This window comes from Thiohalocapsa sp. ML1 (assembly GCF_001469165.1).
Lineage (GTDB): Bacteria > Pseudomonadota > Gammaproteobacteria > Chromatiales > Chromatiaceae > Thiohalocapsa.
The window spans coordinates 1-12,649 of the sequence record NZ_JABX01000080.1 but is presented as its reverse complement, the minus strand read 5'-3'; the positions used below and the strand labels follow the sequence as shown (position 1 = coordinate 12,649).

Below are 12,649 nucleotides of genomic sequence, written 5' to 3'. Positions count from 1 at the left end.
ATCGGCGAGCTCCTCCGCGAGCGTCGTCTGCCGACCTGCCGAGTCCGGCTTTTCTTCGAGCTTGTCGATGTGCTCCTTGGCGATCCACTTTTGGATGCGCTGCTTCAGCGCGGCGTAGGCGTCCTTGCCGGCCTCGCCCAGGGCGCCGCGGGCGAGCAGGTAGGCGGTGGCGCTGGCCACGGCGAGCGCGATGGGGACTTGGGTGACGTCGAGCATGCGGGCGGGCTCCGTGCGTCCGGCCTGAGGTCGTTGTGTGCGGGCAATGATCGACCGACGCCCGGTCCTGCGCAACCTTCACGCGCCGCCGGCGCTGAGCCGGCCGAGGCTCGTGTGTGCGCGTCAGCCGTTGGGGTCGGCGGCGGCACCGGCCGCGGCGGACTCGGGCCGGAAATCGGGCGCGAGGACTTGGCTCCGGCGGCCTTGGCGGCTGTCCCACGGCCGCGTCGGCATGCCGCCGAGGCGCGGGGTGCGGGCGCGCTTGGTCAGCCCAGGTCCCCAAACAGCACGGCGAGATCCATCTCGATGTCTTCGAATGGCGGGATGCGGGCTCTGCCGGCGGTCTCGGCCGGGCCTTCGGCGGTGAAAACGGCGCGGTAGCTGCCGGCGTCGAGGGCGTAGGCGATGAGCGCTCGGTCTTCGGGCGCGATGATCCAGTAGTAGGGCACGCCGGCGCGTTGCAGGCGCAGAAAGTGGGTGACGGTGTCCTTGCGCTCGTGGCCGGGGGAGAGGATCTCGCAGACCCAGTCGGGCAGCAGGGTCATGACGCCGACCGGTCGCGCCGGCAGGCGGGCCTTGCGCCAGCCGGCGAGGTCGTGGCTCGGGCAGTGGTGCTCGCTGTAGCGGACGCTGATTTCCGGGACGATCCACCAGCCATCCGGCTGTTGTCGCAGCACGAGCGGGAAGGACTGGCCGATGATCGCGGTCTGCGCATGCCCATGCTCGAATCGCGTCATCGGCCGCTGCACGATCTCGCCGTCGATGAGCTCGACGGGCGGGTCGCCGGGCCAGCCCAGCAGGTCATCGACAGTGTGAAGGCGCGGCGCTTCCATGGAACATGCTCGCAGGTCGGTTGGTGCGGTGCCGCGATGGGCCGTCGTCAAGCTGAAGCTTAGCACCGTGCGGCACGGTGTCCGCTACCCGGGGCTGGTCCCCGGGCCAGCGCGCCAACATGTTCGATGCGGCGGAACTGGAGCGGACCCGCGCTGAGCGCTGGCGGCTGGGTCTTGCGCCGCGCCGGGGTGGTGCGATGGGTGCGCTGGCCGACGAGCTCGGCGCCATCGATCTTGGCGATCGCCGCCTCAATCGCCGCGCGCGCCGCCTGCTTGAGACCCTGGGGAAGAAACCGCCGTTGACCATTCCCGCCGCCCGCGGGGGCTGGGACGAGACCCGCGCCGCCTACCGCATGTTCGACCACGCCGAGGTGACGCCCGAGCGCGTGCTCGCCCCGCATAGCGCCTAAGCCCCCGCGGCCCCGCGCAGCGCGGCCAGGAGCGCAGTCGGCAGCCCCCGCGAGCCGCCCGCATCGAGCCCGGCATGCACCGTCTGTGCTGTTGCGGCAACGGCATCCTCCGCGCCAAGGAAGCAGTAGTCGATGACGAAGGAGCGCTCGCGCACCTCGCCGACCGCGAGCTGCACCGTCACCGCCTCGCCGTGGCGCAGCGGGTGGTGGTAGTCGGCCTCGGCGTGCACCAGGGGCAGGCGCAGCTCGCCGTCGCGGACCATGGCGTCGAGGGGGAAGCCGAGCGCCGCCATCCAGGCCTCGTAGGCGTCGTGCGCGTGGCGGAACAGGTGCGCGAAGAACAACACCCCGGCGGCGTCGGTGTCGTGCAGCGCGACGCGGAAGCGGTGCTCGAAGGCGGGTGGGTTCATCGCGGGCTCGTTGTCGTTGTCGTTGTCGTTGTCGTCAGTCCGGCCGGCCGGCCGGCCGGGGCTCTCGCTCACGCGACGCGTCGCAGGTGCCGACCGGCCGGACGGGCCTCAGCGCTCCCCGACCAAGATCGGCCGGCTGACGTCAACGCGCGCCGCACCGGTCTGCGGCGCCCGCACCGCCAGCATCACGACGGCGGCCGCCAGACAGAGGAGACCGCCGGTGACGAAGGCCTTGCCGTACTCGCCTAGCTGAAATACCTGGATTGCGAGTGCCCCCGTCGCGTCCTGCGCCTGATACTCGACGCCCCCCGAGGTCTGCATCAGGGCCGCCGCGAGGTAGGGGCCGAGCATGCCGCCGATGCCGTAGGCGGTGAACAGAAAGCCGTAGTTCACCCCCATGTGCCGGGTGCCGAAGTAGTCGGCGGCAATGGCCGGGTACAGGGCGAGGTAGCCGCCGAAGCAGAGCGCAATCACCGAGATGCCCAGCAGGTACAAAGGATAGACGCGCATCCAGTCGAGGCCCAGCAAGACCAGGCCGCAGATGACAAACATCAGGATCAGGGTCTCCCGGCGACCAAGGGTGTCTGACACCCGACCCCAAAGGATGCGCCCGGCCGCGTTGAACAGCGCCAGCACCGCAACGGCCATGGCCGCAGCGGACGCGATGCTCGCAAAGCGCTCGGCGGAGACGGGGGCCTCGGTGGTCGCCGCGAGGCCGAAGGTCTCCCAGATGGGCGCTGCCTTCATGATGACCATGAGCCCGGCGGTGCTGCCGGCCAGATAGGTGAGCCACAGGAGCCAGAACGCGGGGGTGCGGAGCATCGCGCCCGGTGCGACCTCCGCCTGCGCCGCCGGCCGGCCCGCGGCGCCATCGGCGGGCACGAAGCCCGCCGGACAGTACCCGGCGGGCGGATTGCGCAGGAGCTGTGAGCCGAGCACCACGGCGACGAGGAAGATGACGCCCAGCACCGTAAACGTCTCGAAGACGCCGACCCGAGGCAGCGGAAAGAGCGGGATACCGAACAGCGCGTAGTCACCGGCGCCGATCAGCCCCCGCGCCAGCGGCGCAAAAAAGAAGGCGCCGGCCCCGAAGCCCGCCACCGCAAGGCCGGTGATGAGACCGCGCTTGTCCGGAAACCACTTGACGCAGGTGGCGACCGGGCAGACGTAGGCCATGCCGATGCCGAGGCCGCCGAGTACGGCATAGGTGCCCACCAGCCACACCAGCGCCGTGCCCTCACCGAACCTGCCCGTGAGCCCGGCGAGCATGAGACCCGCGCCCAGGATCAGGCCGCCCATGGTGCCCACCAGCCGCGGTCCCAGCCGGTCTTGGATGCGCCCGCCGAGGATCACGGCAAAGGCGAAGACGGCGATCACGAGCTGGGCCGGCAAGGTCACCTGGGTTTCGGACCAGCCCGGAAACCGGGCCAGCAAGGGCGTCTGGAAGACACTCCAGATATACACGGCGCCGAGACTCATCTGGACGATCAGTGCCCCGGCAACCACCAGCCAACGGTTGCCCGCTTGGTTGACCACTTGGCTGCCGGCTTGGTTGACCACTTGGTTGCCGGCTTGGTTGCCGGCTTGGTTGCCGGCTGGGTTGCCCGTTTGCGTGCTCGTCATGGATCGCACCTGTCGTGTGCTGTGCCGGCCCGGGCGGGCGCGACAAGCCCATGGGGCGCCGGGCGGACCGCGGGCGCCGTCGGGGCGTCGTGAAAGATCGCCATCCTGACGCTCGGGGCGGCGTCAAGCAGCTCGATGGCCGGGGGCGGCGGGCCGGCATCGAGCAGGCGGCGCAGGGAAATACTCATCTGGGATACGGCTCCAGTGTGTAAAAAGACGGGTTGGGCGGAAGATGCCGGGACTACTCCCGGGATCGGGTGCCCGGGCCGGCTTGCGCTGCGTGCGTCCGGTACGCTCGCGCGGGAGTCCGGGGAGGACTCGCCGACGATGCTAACCCCGTCGATCGCTGCCCGGCCGCGTCTTCCCATCGCAATGTCGGTTGATTGTGCGAATTCTTCGATGCATCTCGCCAGGCGGCATCTGGGACAGAGCCGGCGCCGTGGCCCCGCGTGTACGGCGCTGGAGCTTCTGCTGGACCGGGGAAATCGCGCAAAAGAGCGCCGCGAAACAGTGCGGATAACAAGGGGTCGGTCTCGACGCCATGGCCGCTAGCCTGACCAGCGCAGGCGCCCGGCGCGCCGGCTCACGCCGCTGCACATCGGGTTAGGATGCCGGTGACTGCGGGCGCGTCCGGCGCGCGCTCGACACCGGCCAACACCACAAGCATCGCGCCGCGCTGCCGGCACCCGAGGACCATCCCACCATGCCCCAGCCCCGCATCCGCCCGTCGCTGTTCTGCTGGCCCCTGCTCGCCGTGCTCGGCACCGGCACAGCCGCCGAGCCCGTGCCCATCGACATTGACATGCCGCTGCGCAAGGTCTCGGAGCACGTGTACTACGTGGCGGGCGCGCCGGGCACGGCCACCGAGAACAAGGGCTTCATCTCCAACGCCGCGGCCATCGTGACCAAGGACGGCATCGCCATCGTCGATGCGCTCGGCTCGCCGTCGCTCGCGCAGCGCTTCCTTGACGAGCTGCGCAAGGTCTCCGCTGCGCCCATCACCACCGTCATCGTCACCCACTACCACGCGGACCACATCTATGGCCTGCAGGTATTCGAGGATCAGGGCGCCGAGATCATCGCCCCCGACGGCGTGCAGGAGTATCTCGACTCGCCCAATGCCGAGGAGCGCTTGGAAGAGCGCCGCTTGTCGCTGGACCCTTGGGTCAACGACGACACCCGCCTCGTGCGACCGGACCGCATCATCGACGCGGCCACGGAGCTGACCCTGGGCGAGGTGACCATCGACATCCGCTACTTGGGCCCGGCGCACTCCGACGGCGACCTCGCCGTGCTGGTGCGCCCGGACAACGTGCTGATCTCCGGCGACATCATCTTCGAGGGCCGCGTGCCCTTCACCGGCAGCGCGGACACCGGCCGCTGGCTCGAAGTGTTGGAGTCCTTGGACCAGACCGGGGTCGAGGCGCTGATCCCGGGGCATGGCCCCGCCGCACGCAAGCCCGCGGAGGCGGTGGCCCGCACGCTCGACTATCTCAAGTACACCCGCGAGCAGATGGCCGCCGCCGTGGAGGAAATGACCCCATTCGCGGATGCCTATGACGCCGCGGACTGGTCGCGCTTCGAAAAGCTCCCGGCCTTTGACGCCGCCCATCGGCGCAACGCCTACGGCATTTACCTGTCGCTGGAGCAGGAGATGCTGGACGAGTGATGCGGCACCGCGCGTTGCGGGCGTCGTGTTGGTCGGCGCCTTAGCGCGCGCCGACAGCGCCGCTATCTAACGACGCAAATCGCGGTGGTCTCGGGCGTGGTAAAACGGCCGCAACGGGCTCCGCACGGTCGAGCAGCCGCCAGCGGGCCACCACGCGTGGAGGGCTGATGCTTGGACAGACGGCAAGATCAGAGCCCCAGCCCGGCCAAGAGCACGGGGCCGTTCCGCATCGCCGATTGGATAGTTGATGCGGACGCGAACCGGCTGCTGCAGGGGGGCCGCGAGACCAGACTGGAGCCGCGCGTCATGAGCGTGCTCGTCTATCTTGCGAGACATCCGGGCGAGGTGGTTTCGCGACAGGAGCTGGAGCAGCACGTCTGGAAGGGCATGGTGGTCGGCTATGACGCCATCACCAATGCTGTCATCAAGCTGCGCCGAGCGCTGCGGGACGATGCGCGGTCGCCGCACATCATTGAAACCATCTCAAAGCACGGCTACCGGCTGATCGCACACGTGGAGCCGGCTCCAGGCGATGTGTTGAAGCTCGGCCCAACCCTCGAAGCACCGCCGCGAACGTCGTGGAGCGAATGGCTTCCTTCCAGAGTTTCCAGACGGCGGCTGCCACCGATGCTCGGCGCACTGGGACTTTTGATCGCGGTCGCCTTCGGCGCGGCGTGGGTGCTCCGAGACTTGCCGCAAGAGAGGACGCCGACGCCGCAAGCGCTGCCCGCCATTGCCGTGTTGCCCTTCGCGGACCAATCGCCCGATGCCGATCAGGCCTACTTTGCAAACGGCATCACCGAAGACCTGATTACGGATCTGTCGAAGGTTGCCGGACTGCTGGTTGTGGCGCGCAATTCCGCTTTTGCCTACGAGGACAGCACGGCACCGCCGCGCCGGATCGGCCGTGAGCTCGACGTTCGCTATCTGCTGCGCGGCAGCGTGCGCCGAACGGACCGGCAACTGCGCCTGAACGCCTGGTTGATTGCCACCGACAGCGAACGCACCCTTTGGGCCGAGCGCTATGACGGCGAGCTGACCGACATCTTCCGTCTGCAAGACGAGCTCGCCGCACGCATCGTCGCCGCGCTTGAGGTCGAGCTGGCCCCGGCGGAACAGAGCCGGCTGTCAAGCACCGCCGAGGCCAGTGTTGCCGCCTACGACGCGTTGCTCCGCGGCCTTGACCACTACGGACGCCGCTCCTTCCAGGACAACGAGCTGGCCAAGTCTTACTACGAGCAGGCCATCGCGCTGGATCCCGACTATGCCCGCGCCTATGCGGCGCTCGCGTTGGCACATTCCCGCGACGCGGTGGACGGCTGGAACGAGGATGCCCCGGCTTCACTGGCGCATGCAGCAGCCTTGGTCGAGCGGGCACGAGCCCTTGATCCGGACGTACCGCAGATCTACTTCGTCCGCGGCCAGATCGATCTGCACCGGCGCGACTTCACCGGCGCGGTCCGCCAGGCCGAGCACGCCATCGCGCTCTCGCCAAGTTATGCCGACGCCCATGCGTTGCTCGCCTGGGTGCTGCATTTCGCCGGACGACCGGCCGAGGGTTTGAAGGCAATGCAAGCGGCGGTGCGCCTCAATCCGCGGGTGCCGTCGATCTACCGGCTGGTTCGCGGTGCGCTGCGCTATGCGGTCGACGACGCAACCGGCGCCATTGAGGATCTTGAGCGCGGCGTGGCCATGAATCCAACCCATCAGATGCTGCGGCTCTGGCTGGCGGCGGCCTATGCCAATATCGGCCGCATCGAGGACGCGCACTGGCAAACCGACGAGCTGCTGGCGCTCAATCCCGGCTTCACGCTTAACCATATCCAGGAACGATACCCCATTCGCGATCCGGAATACCTCAATCGCTTGATCACGGACCTGCGCAAGGCCGGGCTGCAGTAAGGCACCCGGACCTGCGCAGGGCGCGTCAGTCTGTGAGATCGACGGCCCGGGCCATTGGTCGTGCCTCGTTGCGGCTCCACTGCGCCATGGAGCCGTCATAGAGCAGCACGTCCTGATTGCCGAGCAGTTCCCGCGCCACGAACCAGCCGAGGCTGGAGTTGTGTCCCGTGTTGCAGAACGCGACCTGTTTGGCGTCGGCCGCCACGCCCGCAAGCGTGTAAAGCTTGGCCAGGGCAGCCGGGGAACGAATCTCGCCGCCGTTGTCTCGCGTCAGCCATTCCAGCGGGACGTTGGCAGCGCCGGGTAGCGTTCCGGCGCGAGGCGTCTTGCCGTTTCGGTTGAGGCCGGAAAATTCATCCTGACGTCGATAGTCGACGAGTGTTGCTTGCGCCTCGATGCCTTGCAGGACATCGTCAGCGCTCACCAGCATGTCGGTTTGCAGGTCGGCGACGAAGCTCTTCGGCGTTGGGCTGCGAGCACCCTTTTCCAGGGGGCGCGCACCGCCCTTGGCGTAGCCGAGGGTGCCGCCATCAAGGATCGACACGCGCTCGTGTCCGAGCAGTTTCAGGGTCCAATAGACCCGCGCGCCGGCGGCCATGCTCTTGGCGTCAGCGCCGAGCGGCGCGACAATGACCCAGGTCGAGTCATCGATGCCGAGCCCGCCGACGAGCGCCTCGAGCTTCGGCAGTGGCGGCAGCATGCCCGGCACGCCATCCACCTTGGTGCGCCAGCCGCCCTCAATGTAATCGGTGTGGACAGCGCAGGGAACATGACCCTGCGCATAGGCGTCCCGTGCCTGTCCGTCGATTTTGGTACTGCGGATGTCCAGCACGACGACATTCGGCTCGCAGGCGATGGTTTGCAGGCGCTCCGCGTCGATCAACGGGGCAACGGCGGAAGCGGCCATGGTGCTGCCCGACCAGAGTGTCGATAGCAGCGCGGTAGTTAATGCGATCATGTTCACGGACGTTCTCCAATTGGGTTTGAGATCCAGCCCTGCTCAGCACACGGCATCCTTACCGCTAAACAAAGACCTTCTTAAAACGGGTGCCGTGAGCCTTCGCGCGCAGATCGGGCGTCGCTCGGCAACGGTGCAGGTGTTCGGATTATTGGCCTGCGACAGGTAGCACAGACCGCTCCAACGGCACATCGGCCGTGCGGGCCTCAGGGCTGTCCAATAGCCATGCGTAGCCGGCGAGAATGTAGCTCAGCGAGATCGGCCTGCCGTCCACTGACGCCTCTACGGTTACCGCGGTCGGCGAGTGAATTGAGCGGTTCTCGACCGCCAGCTTGGCCTCGGGGAAGCGCCGCGAGAGGGCTTGACACACCAGCTCAGCGCTGGGGCCGATGTCGCCCAGCTCCGGCTGGTCGGTGATACAAGCCCCACTCACGTACGGTGACGCGAATAAAGTCGCGAGGACGATGAGCGTTCTGATCATGGCATTGCTCCTTTCCCGGAATCTTGAAGGTCCCGCGGCAACAGGCCCGGGCAGCCGATCCGCTGGGGTGTACCTTTCGTTCTAGGCGCGAACGCTCAAGAAGTCCCGACTGAAGCCAATCGAAACGACGACCGTCGTTTTTTCGTCGTTTGTTCAGCTAGTGGAGACAGGGGGTGGGGGCTGGGGGCTACGGGAGGGCGCGGCGTCGTTTTGAAACTCGACCAATCGGCGGGCCTTTCCCGCGGTCGTAATCCAGCCAAGGTGGTGGGATGCGCGTCGCTTTGCCGCGCTGGGCGGCTACCGCCTATTAACCTAGAAAGAGCAGTCGAGCAGTCGAGCAGTCGAGCAGTCGTCAGGGGGCGTCCCGATCCGGTCTTAGCTTGTCCCCTAACGAGGCTTCATCGACATCGCTATCGAAATTGTCAGGCGATATGAAAAACTGACCCCCTGACGACATCGAGAAATGACCCCCGCAGATTGAGGGGAAATGACGATGTCGAGTGTTCGGTACAACGGCCCTCCTTTGCCGGTAGGAAAGCGAGGAGAGCAGATGCGCGAGCCTGAGGAGGTTGCAGCGATGTTGGCGTTGCACGCGACCGGCCGGGCTGCGGCACGCGCGCCTGTCGCGGCTAAAGCCGCTCCCACAGGGGCAGGCGCGGATCTTCGCAGCTAAACGGGGTCTGTCCCGAATGGCGCTAACTTAAGCCACTTGTCCATACCAATCAGATGCTTGCGGGGTAGGAAACTCTAGCGGCAGGCCGGCCCCGGCAGGGTTTCCGCCCGATTCCGCTCCCTGAGCGTCCTGCAATCTCGCGATTTCGCGACGCAGGAGGACTATAAGTTACTGATTCTTAATAGTCGGTTCTTAAGTTAGCGCCATTCGGGTCTGTCCCGGTTTTCGCGTGTCCCGGTTTTCGCGGTCCCGGTTTTCGCGCGGTTTTCGCGCCCGTCGCCCCGTTGAGGGCGTGCGACAGCAAGCGCATCCCTTGCGCCCCAGTCGAGCCTGGCCCAGAGCTTGCTAAGCTTGCCGTGCGGTTGGACGAGCCCCGTCGGCGGTACGCAAACCGCTGAATTTTCTGGCTTGACCTTGATCAAGGTGGATGGCCGGGGCGAGCGCAGACTGTCCCCATGGTTTGCACTTCCCCCCAACCACGCAACGCGAGGCCAACCCGATGAGTCAACTCTGTTTCCAGTGCCAGGAGGCCGCCAAGGGCACCGGCTGCACCGTCAAAGGCACCTGCGGCAAGACCGTGGAGGCGATGGGCCTGCAGGATCTGCTCGTCTTCACGCTGAAGGGCCTCGCCATCGTGGCCGAAGCGGCCGAGCAGCGCGGGGCGCCGGATGCCACCGTCGGGCGCTTCGTGGCCAAGGCCCTGTTCACGACCATCACGAACGCCAACTTCGATGCCGCCCGCTTCAACACCCTGATCGGCGAGAGCATCGCCCGGCGCGACGCGATCAAGGCCGCAATCGGCTTCGCGAGCGACCTCGAAGCGGTGAACTGGAGCGCGCCGGTGGTGGACTACCCGGCGAAGGCCGATGAGGTCGGCGTGCTGACGGAACCAAATGAAGATGTCCGCTCGCTGCGTGAGCTGTTGATCTACGGCGTCAAGGGCATGGCCGCCTACGCCGAGCACGCGGCGGTGCTCGGCTACGAGAACCCGGCCATCTACAGCTTCATGATCGCCGCGCTGGCCTCCACCACCCGCCCGCTCGACGTGCCGCAGATGATCGGCTGGGTGCAGCGCTGCGGCGAGGTCGGCGTCGTGGCCATGGCGCTGCTCGATGAAGCCAACACCGGCACCTACGGCAACCCGGAGATCACCCGCGTCAGCCTCGGTGTGCGCAACAACCCGGGCATCCTGATCTCCGGCCATGACCTGAAGGATCTCGACGAGCTGCTGGCGCAGACCGAGGGCACCGGCGTCGATGTCTACACCCACAGCGAGATGCTGCCGGCCCACTATTACCCGGCCTTCAAGCGTTACCCGCACTTCGCCGGCAACTACGGCAACGCCTGGTGGCAGCAGGACAAGGAGTTTGCGGCCTTCAACGGCCCGATCCTGATGACCACCAACTGCATCACGCCGGTCAAGGCCGAGTATCGCGAGCGCATCTACACCACCGGCGAGACCGGCTGGCCCGGCGTTGCGCACATCGCCGACCGCCCCGCCGGCGGCCGCAAGGACTTCTCCGCCCTCATCGAGCAGGCCAAGCGTTGCGCCCCGCCCACCGAGCTGGAGCAAGGCGAGATCGTCGGCGGCTTTGCGCACGCCCAGGTCATGGCGCTGGCGGACAAGGTGATCGACGCGGTGCAGAGCGGCGCCATCAAGCGCTTCGTCGTCATGGCCGGCTGCGACGGCCGCCACAAGGAGCGCGAGTACTACACCGAGGTCGCGCGCCAATTGCCCCGGGACGTGGTGATTTTGACCGCCGGCTGCGCCAAGTACCGCTACAACAAGCTCGATCTGGGCGACATCGGCGGCATCCCGCGGGTGCTCGACGCGGGGCAGTGCAACGACTCCTATTCGCTCGCGGTCATTGCGCTCAAGCTGAAGGAGGTCTTCGGGCTCGACGACATCAACGAGCTGCCCATCTCCTACGACATCGCCTGGTACGAGCAGAAGGCCATCATCGTGCTGCTGGCGCTCTTGCACCTCGGCGTGAAGCACATCCGGCTCGGCCCGACGCTGCCGGCCTTCCTGTCGCCCAACGTCGTCAACGTGCTCGTGGAGGCCTTCGACCTCAAGCCCATCGACACGCCCGAGGCGGACATCGCCGCGATGCTCGCCGCGGCTTGAGCGCAACCCGGTCATGACCCGTCGCCCGCTGCCCCCTGTGATCAAGCCCCCGGCGCCCGCCGCCGGGGCGCAAGCCGAGCCCGCCGTCGCGCGCTACGGGTTGCTGGCGCTCGGGTTTCGGCCGTTCTTTCTCGTCGCCGGCGGCTGGGCGGCGCTGTCGCTCATCGCCTGGCTCGCGGTGCTGTTCGGGCTGCTCGCGCCGCCGCGCTACCTGGCCGGCACCCATTGGCACGCCCACGAGATGCTGTTCGGCTACACCGCCGCCGTCATCGCCGGCTTTCTGCTGACGGCGGCGCGCAACTGGAGCGGGCTGCCGACGGCCGCGGGCGGGCGGCTCGCGGCGCTGGTGGCGCTGTGGCTCGCGGCGCGGCTCGCGCCCTGGCTCGGGGCGCCGGCTTGGTTGATCGGCGCCCTCGACATTGCTTTCTTCCCGGCGTTGGCCCTGTCGCTGCGCCGGGCGCTGTGGCAGGGGCCGAACCCGGTGAACCGGCTGTTCCTGGTCGTCTTTGGCGGGTTCACGCTCGCGTCGCTGCTGGTGAACCTGGACGGCATGGGGGTGCTGCCTGGGCTGGCCGCACGCGGTCAGCGGCTGATGCTGGATCTGGTCATCGTGCTGATGCTGGTGGTGGGCGGGCGCGTGATGCCGTTCTTTACGCGTGCCGCCATCCCCGGCGCCGCGCCCGTCAGCCGGCCGTGGCTCGATAAGCTGGTGTTCGGCGCGGTGCTCACGATGCTGGCACTGCACCTCGCGCTGCCGGCGAGCCCGCTGGCCGGTCGGCTCGCCGGCGTCGCGGCGCTGGCCGCCGGCGTGCTGCTGCTCGCCCGGCTCGCCGGCTGGCACGATCGCCGCGCCTGGGGTCTGCCGATGCTCGCGGTGCTGTACCTGGGCTTTCTGTGGCTCGCGGCCGGCCTGATCCTGGACGGCATCGCGGCCTTCCGGCTGCTGCCGCCGAGCATCGCGCTGCACGCCATCACCGCCGGGGCCATCGGCACGCTGACGCTCGGCATGATGGCGCGGGTCACGCTTGGCCACACCGGGCGCGCCATGCACGCGAGCCGGCTCACGCTGCTCGCCTTCGCGCTGGTCACCGCCGCCGCGCTGCTGCGCAGCATCGCGGTCTGGCTCGCGCCCGGCCTTTACACCGGTTGGATGCTGGCCGCCGGGACCTGCTGGATCGGCGCCTTCGCGCTGTTCACGGCCGTGTATGCGCCGATGTTGATCGCGCCGAGGGTGGACGGCAAGCCGGGCTGAGCGCGGCGGGCCGGAGAGCCGACCTCCAGGTCGGCTCCGCACTCGCGACATCGGTGCATCTCGCTCTGTCGCGGTGTTGACCTGGAGGTCAACA

The 12,649-nt window shown here is 67.9% G+C and carries 12 protein-coding genes and 1 pseudogene; 5 read left to right on the top strand and 8 right to left on the bottom strand.

Annotated elements, in window-relative coordinates:
- Both ML01_RS25770 and ML01_RS25765 read right to left on the bottom strand, forming a co-directional pair.
- Positions 1 to 216 (bottom strand): hypothetical protein (locus ML01_RS25770; RefSeq protein ID WP_216819278.1); only part of this gene is annotated, 216 nt, incomplete at its 3' end.
- Between the two features lie 266 nt (positions 217 to 482).
- Positions 483 to 1,049, bottom strand: coding sequence for a Uma2 family endonuclease (locus ML01_RS25765; protein WP_058558242.1), 567 nt, complete (start codon positions 1,047 to 1,049; stop codon positions 483 to 485).
- Positions 1,050 to 1,168: 119 nt separating this feature from the next.
- On the opposite strand from ML01_RS25765, the gene ML01_RS25760 reads away from it, so the two are divergent.
- Entirely contained in the window at positions 1,169 to 1,459 is a 291-nt protein-coding gene (locus ML01_RS25760; RefSeq protein WP_058558241.1) for a transposase DNA-binding-containing protein, read from the top strand.
- On the opposite strand, the gene ML01_RS25755 is transcribed toward ML01_RS25760, so the two are convergent.
- From ML01_RS25755 to ML01_RS25745, 4 genes and pseudogenes are all read right to left on the bottom strand, one after another.
- Complete coding sequence (locus ML01_RS25755) at positions 1,456 to 1,941, bottom strand: thioesterase family protein (RefSeq protein ID WP_254045399.1); 486 nt, start codon at positions 1,939 to 1,941, stop codon at positions 1,456 to 1,458. The two genes, ML01_RS25760 and ML01_RS25755, sit on opposite strands and share 4 nt — an antisense overlap.
- A 36-nt stretch (positions 1,942 to 1,977) precedes the next feature.
- Positions 1,978 to 3,348 (bottom strand): OFA family MFS transporter, encoded by a 1,371-nt coding sequence (locus tag ML01_RS25750; protein ID WP_371258251.1) that lies wholly within the window; start codon positions 3,346 to 3,348, stop codon positions 1,978 to 1,980.
- Between the two features lie 76 nt (positions 3,349 to 3,424).
- Positions 3,425 to 3,544 (bottom strand): annotated as a pseudogene (locus ML01_RS31570) (hypothetical protein); the annotation flags it as partial.
- Positions 3,489 to 3,680: a hypothetical protein gene (locus ML01_RS25745; RefSeq protein ID WP_058558239.1), complete on the bottom strand. Its 192-nt coding sequence runs from the start codon at positions 3,678 to 3,680 to the stop codon at positions 3,489 to 3,491. The gene ML01_RS25745 and the pseudogene ML01_RS31570, both read right to left, overlap by 56 nt.
- 515 nt (positions 3,681 to 4,195) lie before the next feature.
- Between ML01_RS25745 and ML01_RS25740 the strand changes: the two genes are divergently transcribed.
- Both ML01_RS25740 and ML01_RS25735 read left to right on the top strand, forming a co-directional pair.
- Positions 4,196 to 5,161: an MBL fold metallo-hydrolase gene (locus tag ML01_RS25740; protein ID WP_058558238.1), complete on the top strand. Its 966-nt coding sequence runs from the start codon at positions 4,196 to 4,198 to the stop codon at positions 5,159 to 5,161.
- 171 nt (positions 5,162 to 5,332) lie between these two features.
- Entirely contained in the window at positions 5,333 to 7,063 is a 1,731-nt protein-coding gene (locus ML01_RS25735; RefSeq protein ID WP_058558237.1) for a winged helix-turn-helix domain-containing protein, read from the top strand.
- 25 nt (positions 7,064 to 7,088) lie between these two features.
- Here the strand turns inward: ML01_RS25735 and ML01_RS25730 are convergent, their stop codons facing one another.
- A complete protein-coding gene (locus ML01_RS25730; protein ID WP_082674688.1) occupies positions 7,089 to 8,021 on the bottom strand; it encodes a sulfurtransferase in 933 nt (310 codons plus the stop codon).
- A gap of 148 nt (positions 8,022 to 8,169) precedes the next feature.
- Positions 8,170 to 8,502, bottom strand: a complete 333-nt coding sequence (locus ML01_RS25725) for a hypothetical protein (RefSeq protein ID WP_058558235.1) — start codon at positions 8,500 to 8,502, stop codon at positions 8,170 to 8,172.
- Positions 8,503 to 9,674: 1,172 nt separating this feature from the next.
- Between ML01_RS25725 and hcp the strand changes: the two genes are divergently transcribed.
- Positions 9,675 to 11,303, top strand: coding sequence for a hydroxylamine reductase (gene hcp / locus ML01_RS25720; RefSeq protein ID WP_058558234.1), 1,629 nt, complete (start codon positions 9,675 to 9,677; stop codon positions 11,301 to 11,303).
- A 13-nt stretch (positions 11,304 to 11,316) separates the two neighbouring features.
- Positions 11,317 to 12,555: an NnrS family protein gene (locus ML01_RS25715; RefSeq protein WP_082674687.1), complete on the top strand. Its 1,239-nt coding sequence runs from the start codon at positions 11,317 to 11,319 to the stop codon at positions 12,553 to 12,555.
- The last annotated feature ends 94 nt before the right edge of the window (positions 12,556 to 12,649 follow it).

Coding starts and splice junctions, on each gene's coding strand:
- ML01_RS25765 (WP_058558242.1), bottom strand. CDS start 1,049: ATGGAAGCGCCGCGCCTTCACACTGTCGATGACCTGCTGGGCTGGCCC.
- ML01_RS25760 (WP_058558241.1), top strand. CDS start 1,169: ATGTTCGATGCGGCGGAACTGGAGCGGACCCGCGCTGAGCGCTGGCGG.
- ML01_RS25750 (WP_371258251.1), bottom strand. CDS start 3,348: ATGAGTCTCGGCGCCGTGTATATCTGGAGTGTCTTCCAGACGCCCTTG.
- ML01_RS25745 (WP_058558239.1), bottom strand. CDS start 3,680: ATGAGTATTTCCCTGCGCCGCCTGCTCGATGCCGGCCCGCCGCCCCCG.
- ML01_RS25740 (WP_058558238.1), top strand. CDS start 4,196: ATGCCCCAGCCCCGCATCCGCCCGTCGCTGTTCTGCTGGCCCCTGCTC.
- ML01_RS25730 (WP_082674688.1), bottom strand. CDS start 8,021: ATGATCGCATTAACTACCGCGCTGCTATCGACACTCTGGTCGGGCAGC.
- ML01_RS25725 (WP_058558235.1), bottom strand. CDS start 8,502: ATGATCAGAACGCTCATCGTCCTCGCGACTTTATTCGCGTCACCGTAC.
- hcp (WP_058558234.1), top strand. CDS start 9,675: ATGAGTCAACTCTGTTTCCAGTGCCAGGAGGCCGCCAAGGGCACCGGC.
- ML01_RS25715 (WP_082674687.1), top strand. CDS start 11,317: ATGACCCGTCGCCCGCTGCCCCCTGTGATCAAGCCCCCGGCGCCCGCC.